Below are 16775 nucleotides of genomic sequence, written 5' to 3'. Positions count from 1 at the left end.
TGCTCTCCTGTCATTTCAAGTATTTTGTCATCGGTAATAAAAACCGTTGAGTGTTTGATAACAAAGATTTAATCATCGCATCATCAATGCTTCTGCAAACTCTTGACACATAGTCGTCTTCCATCTCGCCTTTTTGCATCTGACTTCCTTGTAAGCTTTGGAGCAAAGCAGATAATGCTTTTTGTTGAATTTCTTCGCTCGAAAAATCGTACTCTTTTGTCTTTTTATCAAAACAAGCCTTAACCCAACTCCAACCACTTTGAGAAAGAAGAATTAGTGGGGAATTAAACCCTTCGCAATAGCCTACAACTAAATCTTGTAGATAAGCCAATGCATCTTCTTTGCTAATAGCGGAAAACTGCCAAATACTATTATCTCTTCCTAGTGCAAGGCTTTCCCCTTCACCTATTTGCGAGTTAAATAGCAAATGCTCCACCCATAGCTGCACCCCATCATTAGCAGTTAAGTAAGCCGGACGATAGCGTACTATTCCTGTTTCATGAGCATTTTTCAGTACGCCTGTAATTTTGACCCCATTTAACTGAAAATCAAATGGATAATCAAATAGCTGCATATCATATTCTTTAACTTTTTCAGCTAATGGCGATATCTCATTCAACTGCTGTTCCCAGAAAAGTTGACCAAATTGTCTGGCTGGCAGCTGACCCGATGCCTTTAAAGCAGAATAAAAAGGCTCAATACTTTTATCTTTGACAAGTAAATTTAAAATTTGATCATTAATTTTATATCGTTGTAACCGACCTAAGTTAAACGGTTCTTCTTCTGGCAGTTCAGTTTCTTCAATAGAGAAATGCACTTTCAAACGCTGTTGAAAAAATGCCCTAATCGGATGACGATAAAAACGTAATAATTGTTCTAACGAAATTTCAGTAATGGGTTCTCGTATTTCAAGTACTGAACAAAATGGCTCATCAACTTTATTTGTTGTTTTTGCGGCAGGTAACCACTCACTCGCGAAGCTCTGATAAGGCGTTTCTGGTAAGAAATTTTCTTTTGCGAATGGGACTCTATTATGTTGAATGACCAGATGTCCCCTTAATCGTTTCGCACTTTCATCTATGTTCAAGGTTTCATCGCCAATTAAACAAAAACTTTGGCAAATATAGTCAATTAATTCAGTCACTAATACCGATGGATTACAAGGCTGATTATCACGAATAGAAAGCCCAATATAGCTAACATACAGTTGTTTAGATGCTGAATTCAATGCTTCTAAGAATAGATATCTATCGTCGTCCCGGCGTTTTCTATCTCCACGAACAGGCTTTTCAGCCATCAAATCAAACCCTAAAGGTGGTATATTTCGCGGGTAAGCCCCATCATTCATTCCCAATAAACACACAACCTTAAATGGCACTGAACGCATTGGCATCAACGTACAAAAATTAACAGCCCCAGCCAAGAAACGTTGACTAATCTTTTCATCATCAAAACGAACTGAAAGCTCATCACGAATTAAACGCAATGGCACTTGTTCTTCATATCCTGAAGTTATCGCATTATCAACGATTTGATGCCACTGTTCCGTCAATAGTGCGAGAACGAGTTCAGTTTCTCCATCAACCATAAAACAGCTATTAAGTAGTTGTTGGCAAAGCTCTTTCCACTCTTCAAGTGGACGTTCTTGTGCTAGTAAAGAACGCCATTCTCTAAGTGTGTTGATTAATAATGCTAATTTCCCAGCTAGTTGAGCCGCTAAACCACTACATTCATCATAAGGTAAAATACCACTCCACGGTCCATTTCTGCTATCCATTGCATAGCCAAGCAACATCCTACTTAAACCGAATTCCCATGTATTTTGCCCTATCACTGGTAAAGCGAAAGAACGTACATTATCGTCATCAAGCCCCCAGCGGATCCCTGATTCATTAACCCAGCGGCGTAATAAGCCTAATTCACTTTCATCAATACCAAAACGTTGAGAAAATGCAGAAACTTCAAGTAGGCTGAGAACTTGCTCCGTTGAAAAACGGCTCTGAGGTAAGTCAAGTAGCATAATAAATGCTTGTAAAATGGGATGAGCTTGTAGTGCTTTCCTATCTGAAATTGAAAAGGGGATATATCGAGTTGATGTAGTATTACCGAAAACAGCCTGAATATACGGTGCATAGCTGTCAATATCTGCAACCATGACTATCACATCACGCGGTGTTAGCGATGGGTCTTCCTCAAACAGAGAAAGCAAATGATCTTGTAATATTTCAACTTCTCTCTGTGCGCTATGACACAAATGGAATGTTATCGAATCATCTAGCTCACTGATCGGTCGTTTACCAAGACTCGTTTCATAATTTTCTATTGTTGTCCCTAATTGAGCGTGGTTTTCAAGATCTAAAATATCTTGCTGGACATTCTCTAATAAATTGACTCGTTCAGTATCAACATAGGCTGATATTTCATTAGCGCTATCGATTTGAGAAATAAAATATAAATTGTCCCTGCCAAGCCTCCCCCACGATGCAAGCAGTGGATTGGCAATGTCCTGCTCACCATTTTCATTAAATAAATCAGGAACCTGTCCTTCAAATTTGAAGCGAGAAATTTCATGTTTATCAAGATAATGTCGCAGCTTTCTTTGCTGTAATCTAGCTAAAAATGACGCACTCTGAATGTCTCCCCAATAATAACGACAGGGGTTAGTGAACATTAAGTGAACATCTGTATGCTCTGCTATTGCATTGAGAGCTTGTAAATAAACAGGCGGGAGAGATGAAATACCGCAAATAAAAATACGTTTAGGCAGCATTTTTCCTAAATCAGGAGTCGATGACAATGTACCAATAAAATGTTGATATAAATTAGCACGGTGCCAAGGCGGCTGTTTTAATTCATTTGAATAATCAACAAGGCATTGCCACAAACGTTTTTGCCACAGTTGATTTTCACTTAGACCCTCTACTAGTTCATTCCTTTGCCATACTTCGACCCATTGTGGGCGATAAACTAAATATTGGTCAAATAAATCGGCAACCCTACCAGCAAGCTGATGAAGTTTACGTTTTTCTGCATCCTCTTGAAGATAATGCCTTAAAGGTTCAAATTCGTCCTCGTCAATGACTGTTGGCAGTATTGTCATGAGCTTCCATGTCATTGCTTGTTTGGTATAAGCACTTTCTTTTGGAATATCCGGTAAGACTCGCCTAAACATGTCCCAAATAAATGTTGCCGGTAAGGGATAGTTAATATTTGCAGCAATACCAAACTGTTTAGCAAGTTCGATTTGCAGCCACTGTGACATCCCAGGACTTTGTACTAAAATTATTTCTTGCTCAAAAGGGTGAGAAAGTGGTTCATTTTTCATTAAATGAGTCATTAGATCTTTTAATAAATCTAATTGATTAGAATGATACACTTGAAACATAGTGCTCTCCTATTGAGCAATACCAACGACTTAATGAAAATGGTTGTTTTTTTATTGTTAACGATACCACTAACTCAGTACAATTATCGGCCTGCGGTAAACGAGTTGCTTGTATTTTCCATTCAGGGTAACGCAAATCTGGGTCCATGGCAGAATTTTTCTCCCCAGATATTGATGCTGTTAACATTGCGCTCTTTTCTAATGTACTATGCAATCCCCTAACCGCTGAAGAATTCATATATAATTGATTAAAATTCAATATGATATATTGCGAATAGTTTACCAAAGCTACCAATGAAATAGCAAAAATAACCACGCCAATCATTGCCTCTATTAATGCGAATCCTTGCTGTTCTATTTTCACTAGCAAAACCCTTTTTTTACCACTGGGCAATAATCTAACCACCCATTTTTACGGGGAAAAAGCTGTTGCTTATTTGCATCTAATACCATCCATCGATAAACTTTAATATCATTTCCTAGACGATAATGGCTTTGTCCCGACAGCAAAAAAGTCGCCCCTTTATAATGTTTTAAGCAGCTTTTCCACTGTTGAGTTTTCTCTTTCTGGCAAACCCAATTCTTTAACCCTCTCTGTTTACTATCCCATTGCAATGTCGCCCCCCATGAAAGAGCTGATTCTGCTTTATTAAAAGTATCGAAATATTTAATTTCCTTACGCAGATCATCCCGAGCCCGCTCTTGGAAAAAATGCACAGATTTAATCAATAATGAGCCTATTGTGATAAAAATAATAACCATAAGTAGAGAGGCATTTCCCTGTTGTTGCGCTATATTCTTCATAAGTTTCTAACCAAGACTGCTATTTGGTAATTAAACGTTTGGTTGGGCAACAAATCTGTCTTAAGATTTATTTTCATTTCAAGTAATTGGGTATTTTCCTGCCAACCAAATGCTAATGTTTTAACTTTGATTAGCTTCTCATCAAATAGCGATTGCCAACGCGTTCCATCGCAATCTCTGACATTTCGATTAGACTCTAATTTTTCATTGTTTAACCGATACCCAAAATAATCAGACTCTATCGACTTAGATTTAATGTCCTCCCACTTACCCGATAAATCTTGGTCATAGGCAAAAATAATGCATGAATTATTTCCTCGGCTTAAAAACTTAGATGTAATTTTTAAAGGCTCTTTTCCACAATCTAAGCTACCGCAGTAACCAATCCTTCTAAAATCTTTTTCCATGTTTATTAATGTCTGCCTTATATCTTTGTCTATTTGATATTGAATGTAAGCTCGGTAGGTTTGTTTAAACAATGTAGGGATGACACTCATCGCTGATACACAGACAATGCTACTGATTGCCATTGCCATCAACATTTCAATCAGTGTAAAGCCTCGCTGTTTTTTAAATTTATCGTGATTTAAGGAGTTCAGCATTTAGGCACTCCAGTCATTTTTTTATGACTACAGCTTCTAATGCGGCCTAATGAAGAGATATAAATTGTGATCTGCTCATGCTGATTTTTTAGCCCTATACTGAAAGCACGAATAGTCCCCTGCTTCCCATACAGCTGAATTGACGTCCGGCTCGCTTTCCAGAGCTCTATTCCTCGATGCCTTTCTGCTGTCAGTTTGCCAACCTCTTGCTTGTTATTTGCATCTTTAACAATCAGCTGCCAATCACCTACCCCAACTTTAACCGATAATATTTGGTACCTATTTAAATAGACACCTTCCGTCATTTGACTATAAATAAACTCTGATACTTGCCTAGCTGCGTCGATTAATCGCTGCCTTTCTACCTGCTGCTGCCATTGATATAAACCAGACAACATGACCAAAGAACAGATAAATAGAACAATCAGAATTTCAATTAAGGTGAAACCACGCTGTGTTGTATTTGATTCAACTTTCATCTTGTTGTGACCTCACTTTTTCATACGCAAGACAGAGATTGCCAAAAAAAACCGGTATAGCGAGGCTTGTCATTGCAAACTGCATAACGTTTCGCAACAAAATAAAGAGATTCATATAAATACAACTCGGTCTGCGAAGCGCTTCGCAAAAAAATAGTTAATTCAAAGTAAATACAAGAAAGTAAATTACTTATGAGCCAAGATAAAATTTATCAAGGGCGATGGAATCAATGAGGAGTGATGGAATCAATAAAGGGGGAAATAGTGAGATGTAAAAAACAAGACTAAGATGGCTTTTAGATAAAACCATCTTAGTAAAAAATATATTCGCTAATCAAACAGTAAATGGATACTTGATAGCTTCATGGCACTGGTACCCTTCGAGGGTAAAATCATCTGAAGTTACCCATGTTTCGAGGTCTTCTAATGACTTAATTTTGGGGTTAATAACCAATGAAGGGGAAGCAAAAGGCTCACGTTTCAGCTGGACATCACGCATCAAAGGCAATTGGTTTTCATAAATGTGCGCATTCACAATTTTATGATAAGCCTTGCCGGCTTTATGCCCTGTAATGCGAGCCATTAGAGCAAGTAGAACAAAGCATTGTACTTGATTGAAATTTAGGCCAAGCGGAACATCACAACTACGCTGATAAGATGTTAAATGTAGTGTATCACCTAATAGTGAAAAAGTATGAGTATGCATGCAGGGACGCAAACAGCCCATTTCAAATTCACCCGGGTTATAAAAAGTGATGATTTCAGCACGGTCATCAATTCCATTTTTTAAGTTATTGACGACTTTTTTTAATTGGTCTAAGTGCGTACCGTCTGGACGTTGCCATGAGCGCCCTTGAACGCCATAGACGCGCCCCATGTCATCTTCACCTTTACGATGGGGGTTATTCAGCCATGCTTGGTTTTCGTTTGCATTCGCATTCCAGGTATTACAACCAATTTCACGGAACTGGGCTGCGTTATCATAGCCGCGAAGGTAGCCAAGAAGCTCTGCTATTGCTGCTTTATAAAAACTTTTACGAGTCGTAATCAAGGGGAATTGATTATTACCAACATCATATTCAAGGTCAGCGTTAATAACGGTTAAACAACGAACTCCTGTTCGTTTGTTTTCAACCCATTGCCCTTCATCAATAATACGTTGGCATAAATCAAGATACGGCTTCATAGTGACTCTCTTTTAAAAAAATAACTTAAGTGGCTAACCTTTGTCTTGTTGTACTTCATTGCTTTATTTACAAAATAGTTATATTCCGCAGACTAAGTTAGCCCCAGTAATTGTACTTATTAACTCTTTTTAGGCTCTTTTAGTGGCTTATGGGCCGGCACATTTTTACCATATTTGTAAGCCCAAACAATCATTAGAATTCCAATGATAATCATCGGAATTGACAGAATTTGCCCCATACTAATACCACCAAATAAACCAAGCTGTGCGTCTGGCTGCCTAAAGAATTCAACAATAATCCTAAATGCACCATAGCCAATCAAGAATAGCCCGGAAACACTCCCCATTGGGCGAGGTTTACGCACAAATAAGTTCAAGATAAGGAACAGAACAATCCCCTCTAAGAACATTTCATAAAGCTGTGATGGGTGTCTTGGTAGCACACCGTATTGCTCTAATATGGGTAATAGCGAAGGGTCCTGGGCGGCAAGTTGAATATCTTCACTGCGTGAATGAGGGAATAAAAATGCCCATGGCGTATCGAGTGTTACTCGTCCCCATAGCTCCCCATTAATAAAGTTACCAATACGACCCATACCTAGGCCAAATGGAATTAATGGTGCAACAAAGTCAGATACTTGCAAGAAACGACGGCGAGTACGGTGAGCAAACCACATCATGGCACATATCACACCGATTAGGCCGCCATGGAAGGACATACCACCATCCCAAACCTTAAATAGATATAAAGGATCGTCAAGAAAAACAGGGAGATTATAAAAGAAAACGTAACCTAACCGACCACCGACGAATACGCCAACAAAGCCAACGTACAGCAAGTTTTCTACTTCATTTTTTGTCCAGCCACTATTGGGTTTTGCAGCGCGACGTCCTGCTAGCCAAAGGGCAAAAACAAAGCCAACAAGGTACATAAAGCCATACCAGTGTAACGATACTGGCCCAATCGAGAACATAACAGGATCTATTTCTGGAAATGCTAAGTAGTTGTTACTCATTGTTCCCCACTTTTTAATCATTAAGCCAACTACTCGTCGACTATTACGTATTCAACAGACTTCAATGTGTGAAGTCCCCTGAAGCATACAACAAAAAGTATAGTCATTTATACTTGATATTTTTCGAACTAAACCAAATTAACTACTTACATCTTAACTAATTACATCTTGTTGTAAGTTAAATCCCACCACGTACAAAACCGCCTAAATGGTGTTGCTCCATAAATTCACTCGCCTCTAGCCTGACACTATCACTCGTTTCCGCAGCCAATAACTTCGGTACTAACTGCGACATCAAGACTGGGTCAAGCTGGCGGATTAAATATTTCATGCGAGGAACACTACGCCCACTCATACTTAAGGAGCGATACCCTAGAGCAATTAATACCATTGCGCTAAGTGGCTGCCCTGCCATTTCCCCACAAACACTGACAGGGAGCTGAAGGCGTTGGCACTCTTCACTTACTTTTGCTAAAAAGCGCACAACTGAGGGGTGAAGATTATCATATAGTGCCGCTACATGGGTGTTATTACGGTCAACAGCAAGTAAATATTGTGTAAAGTCATTAGTCCCAATAGAGATAAAATCAACGCGTTTTTTTATCTCTGGTAATAAAAATAGCAAAGAAGGAACTTCAAGCATAATACCAATTTGGGGCATCTCAACGGGCATTTTTAATAAAATACTCACTTCGTCTCTTGCTCTTTTAACCAACAAAATAGCTTCGTCTATCTCATTAACACTAGTCACCATCGGTAATAAAATACGTAAATTACCTGAAAACATATTCGCCCGTAACATCGCCCTTAGCTGAATCAAAAAAATCTCGGGCTGGTCTAACATAATACGAATACCACGCCAGCCTAAGCTTGGGTTTTCTTCGCTAATTGGCATGTATGGCAGCTGTTTATCAGCTCCTATATCAAGGGTTCTTAACACAACCGGTTTGGTTGGGAAGAGTTGTAAAACTTCCTTATAGAGCTGTTTCTGCTCATCTTCCGAGGGAAAACCATTGTGCAGCATAAAAGGCAGTTCAGTACGATACAAGCCAACACCGTCAACCCCTGTGTTAATTTGTTGCTCGTAACGCGGACTTAAACCCGCATTAAGGTAAATATGAACGTGTTCGCCACCTTTAAGTGTTGCATCTTGCCCAAGAGTCCCTTCTGCTAAGCGACTAATGACATTTTCTTCTTCAATAATTTGCTGGTATTCCTGAACAATTAAGTTCTCAGGTTCAATAAAGAGCTCACCACGATAGCCGTCCAATATTAAATGGCGATTATGTAACAGCGAAGGCTCAATATCTGCCCCCATAATTGCAGGGATCCCCATGGCTCTGATTAAAATCGCAGAATGAGAATGTGTTGCTCCGTCACGCACGACCACACCAGCAAGTTGCTCAATAGGTAACTCAGCCAATACGCTAGCGCTTAATTCATCAGCAACTAAAATAAAACGCTCTGGCCACTGTTCATTTGCGGTCAGTGAATCATCAAGATGAAATAATAAACGTTGCCCCAAGGCTTTTAAGTCAGCCCCTCTTTCTCTTAAATAGAGGTCACGCAGGCGAGAAAACTGCTCTACATAATTTTCAATGACCGTTTTAACCGCCCATTCAGCGGTTGCGTTGTCATTAATGGCAGCAAATAGGTGTTTTTTTAGCTGAGGGTCGCTAAGTAGATGATTATAGAGATCAAATATTGCTGCACTTTCTTTTGCAGAGCTAGCCATAAAACGTTTACTAATACGACGACATTCCGCAGTAGCACTTTCGAGGGCAGTGACAAGGCGTTGCTTTTCTTTGTCGATATCAATGGCACTGGCTTGGAAAATACTATCTAAAGAGGGTTGGGAGCTATCTTGCCACCCATAAGCCATTGAAATTCCCTGAGATACAGGGATAGCTTTAATTCTATTTTGTCGATATTGCCCAAAAATACCTTTTGCCTGAGCTTGTGACAAGATCACAGCGAGTTGCATCGACAACGTGACCATGAAAGATTCTTCGGTTTCATTAAACAGTCGTTTTTCCCGCTGCTGTACCACCAGCACGCCTAATAATTGGCGGCGATAGACCACGGGGACACCTAAGAAAGCTCTTAACTGTTCTTCTTTAAGCTGAGGCAGGAATTTATATTGAGGATGTTCACGAATATCGGCTAGATTGAGCATCTCAGATTGGCGCCCGACGGCACCCACGACACCTTCATCAAACCCTAAGCGAATAGCAATCCCGCTAGGTTTTTTTAACCCGCGGGTTGCCATTAAGTAATAGCATTGGCGAGGGTGATCAGCTAAATAAATGGAACAAACGTCTGTTCGCATTGCTTTGCAAGTCTCATTCACCAACACTTCTAGCGCATCAGTCAAACTTGTCGCCATTGCAACTTTTTCGACAATTTCACGTAAACGCATCAACATAGGCTACTTTGCTCCACGCCTACGGTTATTAAAAGTGGGTCGTTGTGGTAATTTTTGTTCCTGCAGAGGCATAACAACAGGGGCAAATTCCTTCATAACACGCCGATAAACTTCACGTTTAAAAGAAACCACCTGCCTAACAGGATACCAATAACTGACCCATCGCCAGCCATCAAATTCTGGCGATTTACTGCGCTGCACGTTTATATCGGCATCATTGCATTGAAGTTGAAGTAAAAACCAACGCTGTTTCTGCCCAATACAAACAGGTTTTGTATCCCAACGCACCAAACGCTTGGGTAATTTGTAACGTAACCAATTACGGGTAGATGCCAATAACCTGACATCCTTACGCTGTAGCCCGACTTCTTCGTATAGCTCACGATACATCGCCTGTTCCGGCGATTCCCCGGGATTGATGCCTCCTTGAGGAAACTGCCATGAGTGCTGACCATAGCGGCGGGCCCATAAAACTTGCCCTTGCCGATTACAAATTACAATTCCTACATTCGGGCGGTAGCCATCATCATCAATCACAGACTACCTCAATAACCAAATTTGAAAGATGCCTAATTGTTTCACACATACCTAAACTGGTAAACCTATATCAATACAGTTTGCAGATATGTCTGAAGTCACTACAATAGTGAACATCTCAACGGGGTGCCGAATTTATTTAGGCTGAGAACTAACCCGTAGAACCTGATCCGGTTAATACCGGCGTAGGGATTTGAGCCGCCGTCTGCATATCTGCACCGGTTTCTCCTCAAATCCTGTGTCACTATCTTTTAGCGCAGGAAAAAGCATGTTTAAAAACAAAATTATAGCATCGTTCTTTACCTTTGGTGCACTCAGTTTAAGTCAATTAGCATGGGCGGATAAACCAACGCTTACTGTTTATACCTACGATTCCTTTGCCGCAGAGTGGGGTCCAGGACCACAAATTAAAAAAAATTTCGAAGCGCAGTGCGATTGTGAATTAAAAATAGTGGCGCTGGGGGATGGTGTAGCCCTGCTAAACAGACTCAGAATGGAAGGAAAAAATAGCAAAGCAGATGTGATTTTAGGGTTAGATAATAATTTATTAGATTCTGCTGAAAAAACAGGCCTGTTTGCTCCTGCCGACATTAATACCAGTGCATTGAAGCTGCCTATTTCGTGGGATAGCTCAACCTTCATTCCTTATGACTATGGCTATTTCGCATTCATATATGACACTAATAAAATTAAACATCCCCCAGCAAGTATGGATGCATTATTAAATAGTGAAAATAATTGGAAAATTATTTACCAAGATCCTCGCACCAGCACTCCGGGGCTTGGCTTAATGCTATGGATTGAAAAACTGTATGGCGACAAGTCTGCGGATGCATGGCAAAAAATGGCAGGCAAAACACTTACCGTCACTAAAGGTTGGAGTGAAGCTTATGGCCTGTTCTTAAAAGGAGAAGGTGATTTTGTACTCAGTTACACCTCATCACCGGGCTACCAAATGCTTAATGACCAAAAAGATAACTATGCAGCGGCATTATTTAATGAGGGTCACTATATGCAAGTTGAAGTGGCTGCAAGGCTGAAAAATAGCCCACAACCGGAGCTCGCCAAGCAATTCCTACAGTTTGTCTTAACACCTGATTTCCAAAACACCTTGCCAACGACTAACTGGATGTATCCGGTCATTGATATTCCCTTACCTGAGGTATACAACCAGTTACCTCTACCTGAAAAAGCCTTACAATTTAGTTCTCAAGAAGTTGCAAAAGAACGCCAAAACTGGACTCGTTTATGGCAAGCCGCCGTCAGTCGCTGATTAATTTGTCTTTACTACCGGGGGCGTTGGCCTCCGGTTTACTGATTACGGTTGCACTCATTAGTTTTGGTGCGCTGTGGTTTTTTGCACCTGAAATCTCAGTGGCTGACATTATCAGCGATAGCTATTTGTGGCATGTAATTGGTTTTACTTTCTGGCAGGCTTTTTTATCTGCTATTTTTTCTGTGATCCCTGCTATTTTTCTCGCAAGAGCACTGCATCGCCGTCGTTTTTTTGGGCGAACTCTATTTTTACGCCTATGTGCAATGACATTGGTTCTTCCGGTGTTAGTTGCCGTATTTGGTATTTTATCGGTTTACGGGCAGACGGGTTGGCTAGCTAAACTTTGTCAATTACTGGGGCTTGATTACACCTTTTCACCTTATGGTCTAAAAGGCATTTTGTTAGCGCATGTATTTTTTAACATGCCACTGGCAACACGTATGCTATTGCAATCTTTAGAGAATATCGCTATTGAGCAACGGCAGATTGCAGCACAACTGAGGTTTAATGAGTGGCAGCAATTCACTATTTTAGAATGGCCCTATTTACGGCGACAAATATTACCCACTGCCGCATTAATTTTCATGCTGTGCTTTGCCAGCTTTGCGACGGTTCTCGCTCTGGGAGGCGGCCCGGCAGCAACCACCATCGAATTGGCTATTTACCAAGCACTTAATTATGATTTTGATTTAGGACGAGCCACCCTTTTGGCGCTCATCCAGCTGTTTTTCTGTGTCGGTTTAATGTTTATCTGCCATAGAGTAAATAGTGTATTTTCAGTGGGGTTTAGCCAACAAGCGCAATGGGTTGACCCCGCTGATAACGCATTTCGTCGTATTCGTGACCTGCTGCTCATTATCGCTGCCATGTTATTGCTACTGCCCCCGCTGTTCGCTGTTATTTTTGATGGCTTAAATGGGCAACTCTGGGCGGTACTGCAGCAATCAGCCTTATGGCAAGCCACTGCAACCTCGGTGTTTATTGCACTATGTGCGGGCACCGTCTGTGTGGCACTCACCTTAATGTTGTTATGGAGCAGTCGTGAATTGCGCTTACGCCAAGCTGCTCGTCTAGGGCAAGCCATAGAACTTAGCGGGTTAATTATTTTAGCCATGCCCGGTATTGTGCTAGCGACAGGTTTTTTTATCTTTTTTAATGAAACGATAGGCTTACCTGAATCCCCTTACCCATTAGTCATCATGACAAACGCTTTGTTAGCTATCCCCTACGCGTTAAAAGTATTAGAAAATCCCATGCGAGACAGCGCTGAACGCTATAACCCATTGTGCCAATCACTCGATATTTCAGGGTTTAATCGCTTTCGAATTATTGAACTTAAAGCACTGCGTAAACCAATCGCCCAAGCGCTCGCATTTGCCTGTGTTATCTCAATTGGTGATTTTGGTGTCGTCGCGTTATTTGGCAATGATAACTTCCGCACACTCCCTTATTATCTTTATCAGCAAATAGGGGCTTATCGGTCGAACGATGGGGCTGTTACGGCCATGCTATTGTTATTACTTTGCTTTTGCTTATTCAGCTTGATTGAACGTATTTCAGGAAAACATCATGATTAAATTGACTCAGTTAGATTACCAATATGACAACCTGACAATGTCATTTGATTTTTCTGTTCAGTCCGGTGAGTCTGTGGCAGTCATGGGGCCAAGTGGTGCAGGGAAAAGTACGTTATTAAGTTTAATTAGCGGTTTTCAATTTCCCAATAGCGGTAAGATTGTGCTCAATGGCGAAGACCATACCTTCACGCCACCTGCTAAGCGCCCTGTTTCCATGCTATTCCAAGAAAATAATTTATTTTCACACCTGACTATCCGGCAAAATATTGGTCTGGGTCTGCAACCCAATTTGCGCCTTAATAGAACGCAAATTCAGCTAGTTGAACAAATGGCGAGCCGAGTCAGCCTGAGTGAATGTTTAGATAGGTTACCGGCTCAGCTGTCGGGGGGACAACGCCAACGCGCAGCATTGGCACGCTGCATGATCCGCAATCAACCAATTTTACTGCTTGATGAGCCTTTTTCTGCTCTCGACCCTGCATTACGCCGAGAAATGCTGTTATTACTTAAGGAAATTTGTGCGGAAAAATCAATCACGTTATTAATGGTTTCCCATAATGTCGATGATGCCCTGCAAATTGCCCCACGGACACTGGTTATTGCAGAGGGGAAAATCGCCTACGATGGCGATACTCAATTACTATTACAGGGGCAAAGTGCGGCATCTGCGTTACTGAGTATCACCACCGCTGCCAATAATTAACACTGTATAAATTCACACTATTCGCGTATATTTATCGTAACTATTTTTATACGAGTTTTATGCGAGTAGCCTAATGACCCAACTTATCGCTCCAGCAGAAAGAGGCTTTATTCTTAGCCGCCACTGGAAAGACACCCGCCACGGTGTTGAGGTCTCTTATTGGCTACTCACTGATAACCAACCTCAAAAGGTCACTGTTCCCTATCAAAAAGCGATTGGCTTTTTAGCTGAATCTCAATTCCCTCAAGTAAAACATCTATTAGATGAACAACCCAGCATTACCTATCGGCTCCTTGAATTAATTGATTTTAAACGCGAAAAAGTCTATGCAATTTATTGCCACCAATATCGACAATTGCAAAATCTTGAAAAAAGTTGCAACGAATTGGGTGTCGAATTATTAGAAACCGATATTCGCCCAAGTGAACGCTATTTAATGGAACGCTTTATCGCGGCCTCTGTCTGGTTTTCTCGAAATCAGCAAGGGGAGTTTCAACTAAAGCCTTGCGAAGGCTACCGCCCTTTAGTCAAAGCCGTTTCCCTTGATATCGAAACCAGTCAACATGGTGAACTCTATTCGATAGGGTTGTCTGGCTGCGGTGACAACGTGGTATTTATGTTAGGGCCAGAACAAGGGCCGGCATTGAGCACTGAACATCGCTTAATTTATGTGAATAGCCGCCCGCAATTACTTCATAAACTCAATGAATGGCTTCACCAATTCGACCCTGATGCCATCATCGGTTGGAACCTAATCCAATTCGACCTACAAGTATTACAAAAGCATGCAGAGCGTTATGGCATCCCCTTATTATTTGGCCGACAAAGCAAAAAACTGGAATGGCGAGAGCATGGCTTTAAACAAGGGATATTTTTTGCTGCCGCTGAAGGCCGGTTAATTATTGATGGTATCGATGCATTAAAAGCCGCGACATGGAGTTTTTCCTCATTTAGTTTAGAGTCTGTCGCCCAAGCGCTACTTGGTGAAGGTAAAGCGATTGATACCCCTTATGACCGAATGGATGAGATCAACCGCCGCTTTGCTCACGATAAACCCGCTTTGGCACATTACAATATTCAAGACTGTATTTTAGTCCATCGGATCTTTGAAAAAACGGATTTAATGGCGTTCTTGCAGGAACGTTCAACAGTAACCGGCCTTGCTGTCGATAAAATGGGCGGGTCTGTCGCGGCATTCTCACACCTTTATATTCCCCGTTTACACCGCCTTGGATTTGTCGCTCCCAACTTTACGGAACATAAAATGCAACTGAACCCCGGGGGCTTTGTCATGGACTCCCAACCCGGGCTATATGACTCCGTATTAGTTTTGGATTACAAAAGCCTATATCCTTCAATTATTAGAACTTTTCTCATCGACCCTGCAGGTATGATTGAAGGATTAGCGCATCCAGACCTTGAATATTCTGTTCCCGGTTTTCGCCAGGCTTGGTTTTCTCGTACAACCCACTGTTTACCCGATATTGTCAGCCATATCTGGCAAGAACGGGATAAAGCCAAAAAAGAACATAATGCACCGCTATCCCAAGCGTTGAAAATTATTATGAACGCATTTGCTGGGGTACTTGGGGCTGAAGGTTGTCGTTTTTTTGACCCAAGGCTAACAGCGTCAATCACCATGCGTGGCCATGAAATCATGCGTACAACCAAACGTTTGATTGAGTCACAGGGTTATCAGGTTATTTATGGGGACACCGACTCCACGTTTGTGTGGTTACGTGATGCGCACAATGAAGAACAAGCGCAAAAAATTGGTTTTTCTTTACGTGATTACGTGAATAGCTGGTGGAAAAAACATTTAGCAGAAGAGTGGCAATTAGAGGGTGTTTTAGAGCTCGAATATGAAACCCATTACCGCCGATTTTTGATGCCAACGGTACGTGGTGCCGAAATGGGGAGTAAAAAGCGCTATGCTGGGCTGAGTAAAGACACCATGGTATTTAGAGGATTGGAGACCATTCGCTCAGACTGGACACCTTTAGCACAAATATTCCAAAAAGAGCTCTATACCCGTATTTTTTATCGCCAACCTTACCGTGAATATATTCGTGAATATGTACAAAATATTCGTTCAGGCCAATATGATGACCGTTTAGTTTACCGTAAACGTCTGCGCCGAAAATTGACTGATTACCAAAAAAATGTTCCTCCCCACGTTCGAGCCGCTCGTGCCGCTGATGATTATAATTTAAAATTACAGCGGCCTTTGCAGTACCAAAATGGCGGTTGGATAAACTATATTATCACTCAAGCGGGGCCTGAACCGCTGGAAATCATCACAGCAAAACCGGATTACGAACATTATATCGCTAAGCAAATCAAGCCAATAGCCGATGCCATCTTACCTTTCTTACAAGATGACTTTGATACCCTGCTAACTGGGCAAATCACCCTTTTGTTTTAAAATTTATTCCACCTTTGATGCTTTTTTAACAGGTGACGATAGCCCTCGGTTGAATTAATATATCGCCCCTTTGGTATCTCGCACGTCTGGCTACACAAATTATGCGTGATAATCAACAATACCCGTTATAATTCAAATAGACATTGCTTATTGTCTTGGCCACAAGCCCAGCAAACGCTTTGATGCTTACTTTGCTGCAATTTGAATGATTAAATGTGTATAATTAATCATCAGGTAACGACTGTTTTTAAAATAATTCGAACTCTTCCTTGTGTAACTAGCTAATGAGTTACACCAACACTGGGCGAAGACACTGATAAAAATTGTCTTAAAAAATCTAAAAAATAAACTCTCAATTTT

13 protein-coding genes and 1 riboswitch are annotated in these 16775 nt (G+C 41.0%); of the genes, 4 read left to right on the top strand and 9 right to left on the bottom strand.

The features are described from left to right. Positions 1 to 10: 10 nt before the first annotated feature. From recC to rppH, 9 genes are all read right to left on the bottom strand, one after another. Positions 11 to 3385 (bottom strand): exodeoxyribonuclease V subunit gamma, encoded by a 3375-nt coding sequence (gene recC, locus G6Q48_RS03035; RefSeq protein WP_166264445.1) that lies wholly within the window; start codon positions 3383 to 3385, stop codon positions 11 to 13. Continuing rightward, complete coding sequence (locus G6Q48_RS03030) at positions 3363 to 3749, bottom strand: prepilin-type N-terminal cleavage/methylation domain-containing protein (RefSeq protein WP_166264443.1); 387 nt, start codon at positions 3747 to 3749, stop codon at positions 3363 to 3365. Before G6Q48_RS03030 ends, recC begins: the two co-directional genes overlap by 23 nt. Further along, positions 3749 to 4189 carry a DUF2509 family protein gene (locus tag G6Q48_RS03025; RefSeq protein WP_102139961.1) on the bottom strand — a complete coding sequence of 147 codons (441 nt, stop codon included), beginning with the start codon at positions 4187 to 4189 and terminating at the stop codon, positions 3749 to 3751. The genes G6Q48_RS03030 and G6Q48_RS03025 overlap by 1 nt, the downstream gene beginning before the upstream one ends. Then, the gene (locus tag G6Q48_RS03020; protein WP_102139962.1) at positions 4186 to 4791 is read right to left on the bottom strand and encodes a prepilin peptidase-dependent protein; all 606 of its coding nucleotides are present in this window, start codon (positions 4789 to 4791) and stop codon (positions 4186 to 4188) included. The genes G6Q48_RS03025 and G6Q48_RS03020 overlap by 4 nt, the downstream gene beginning before the upstream one ends. Further along, positions 4785 to 5270, bottom strand: coding sequence for a prepilin-type N-terminal cleavage/methylation domain-containing protein (locus tag G6Q48_RS03015; RefSeq protein WP_102139963.1), 486 nt, complete (start codon positions 5268 to 5270; stop codon positions 4785 to 4787). The genes G6Q48_RS03020 and G6Q48_RS03015 overlap by 7 nt, the downstream gene beginning before the upstream one ends. Before the next feature lie 334 nt (positions 5271 to 5604). Further along, on the bottom strand, positions 5605 to 6456 hold the full coding sequence (locus G6Q48_RS03010) for a thymidylate synthase (RefSeq protein WP_102137809.1): 852 nt from the start codon (positions 6454 to 6456) through the stop codon (positions 5605 to 5607). Positions 6457 to 6575: 119 nt separating this feature from the next. Next, the gene (gene lgt / locus G6Q48_RS03005; RefSeq protein ID WP_004908663.1) at positions 6576 to 7472 is read right to left on the bottom strand and encodes a prolipoprotein diacylglyceryl transferase; all 897 of its coding nucleotides are present in this window, start codon (positions 7470 to 7472) and stop codon (positions 6576 to 6578) included. A gap of 178 nt (positions 7473 to 7650) precedes the next feature. Continuing rightward, positions 7651 to 9897: a phosphoenolpyruvate--protein phosphotransferase gene (gene ptsP / locus G6Q48_RS03000; protein ID WP_166264441.1), complete on the bottom strand. Its 2247-nt coding sequence runs from the start codon at positions 9895 to 9897 to the stop codon at positions 7651 to 7653. Between the two features lie 3 nt (positions 9898 to 9900). Beyond that, complete coding sequence (rppH, locus tag G6Q48_RS02995; protein ID WP_004908658.1) at positions 9901 to 10434, bottom strand: RNA pyrophosphohydrolase; 534 nt, start codon at positions 10432 to 10434, stop codon at positions 9901 to 9903. 112 nt (positions 10435 to 10546) lie between these two features. Beyond that, a riboswitch (TPP riboswitch) is annotated at positions 10547 to 10644 on the top strand. Between the two features lie 58 nt (positions 10645 to 10702). Between rppH and thiB the strand changes: the two genes are divergently transcribed. The 4 genes from thiB to G6Q48_RS02975 all read left to right on the top strand — a co-directional run bounded on the left by thiB (position 10703) and on the right by G6Q48_RS02975 (position 16415). Next, complete coding sequence (thiB, locus tag G6Q48_RS02990; protein ID WP_166264439.1) at positions 10703 to 11707, top strand: thiamine ABC transporter substrate binding subunit; 1005 nt, start codon at positions 10703 to 10705, stop codon at positions 11705 to 11707. Further along, entirely contained in the window at positions 11683 to 13287 is a 1605-nt protein-coding gene (thiP, locus tag G6Q48_RS02985; RefSeq protein WP_166264437.1) for a thiamine/thiamine pyrophosphate ABC transporter permease ThiP, read from the top strand. The genes thiB and thiP overlap by 25 nt, the downstream gene beginning before the upstream one ends. Next, positions 13280 to 13990, top strand: coding sequence for a thiamine ABC transporter ATP-binding protein ThiQ (thiQ, locus tag G6Q48_RS02980; protein WP_166264435.1), 711 nt, complete (start codon positions 13280 to 13282; stop codon positions 13988 to 13990). The genes thiP and thiQ overlap by 8 nt, the downstream gene beginning before the upstream one ends. A gap of 73 nt (positions 13991 to 14063) precedes the next feature. After that, the gene (locus G6Q48_RS02975; protein WP_166264433.1) at positions 14064 to 16415 is read left to right on the top strand and encodes a DNA polymerase II; all 2352 of its coding nucleotides are present in this window, start codon (positions 14064 to 14066) and stop codon (positions 16413 to 16415) included. Positions 16416 to 16775 lie beyond the last annotated feature (360 nt).

Source organism: Providencia sp. M-27, from assembly GCF_011077905.1.
GTDB classification, from domain to species: domain Bacteria; phylum Pseudomonadota; class Gammaproteobacteria; order Enterobacterales; family Enterobacteriaceae; genus Providencia; species Providencia huaxiensis.
The sequence above is the reverse complement of the archived record's forward strand: the minus strand, read 5'-3'. Positions and strand labels throughout refer to the sequence as shown.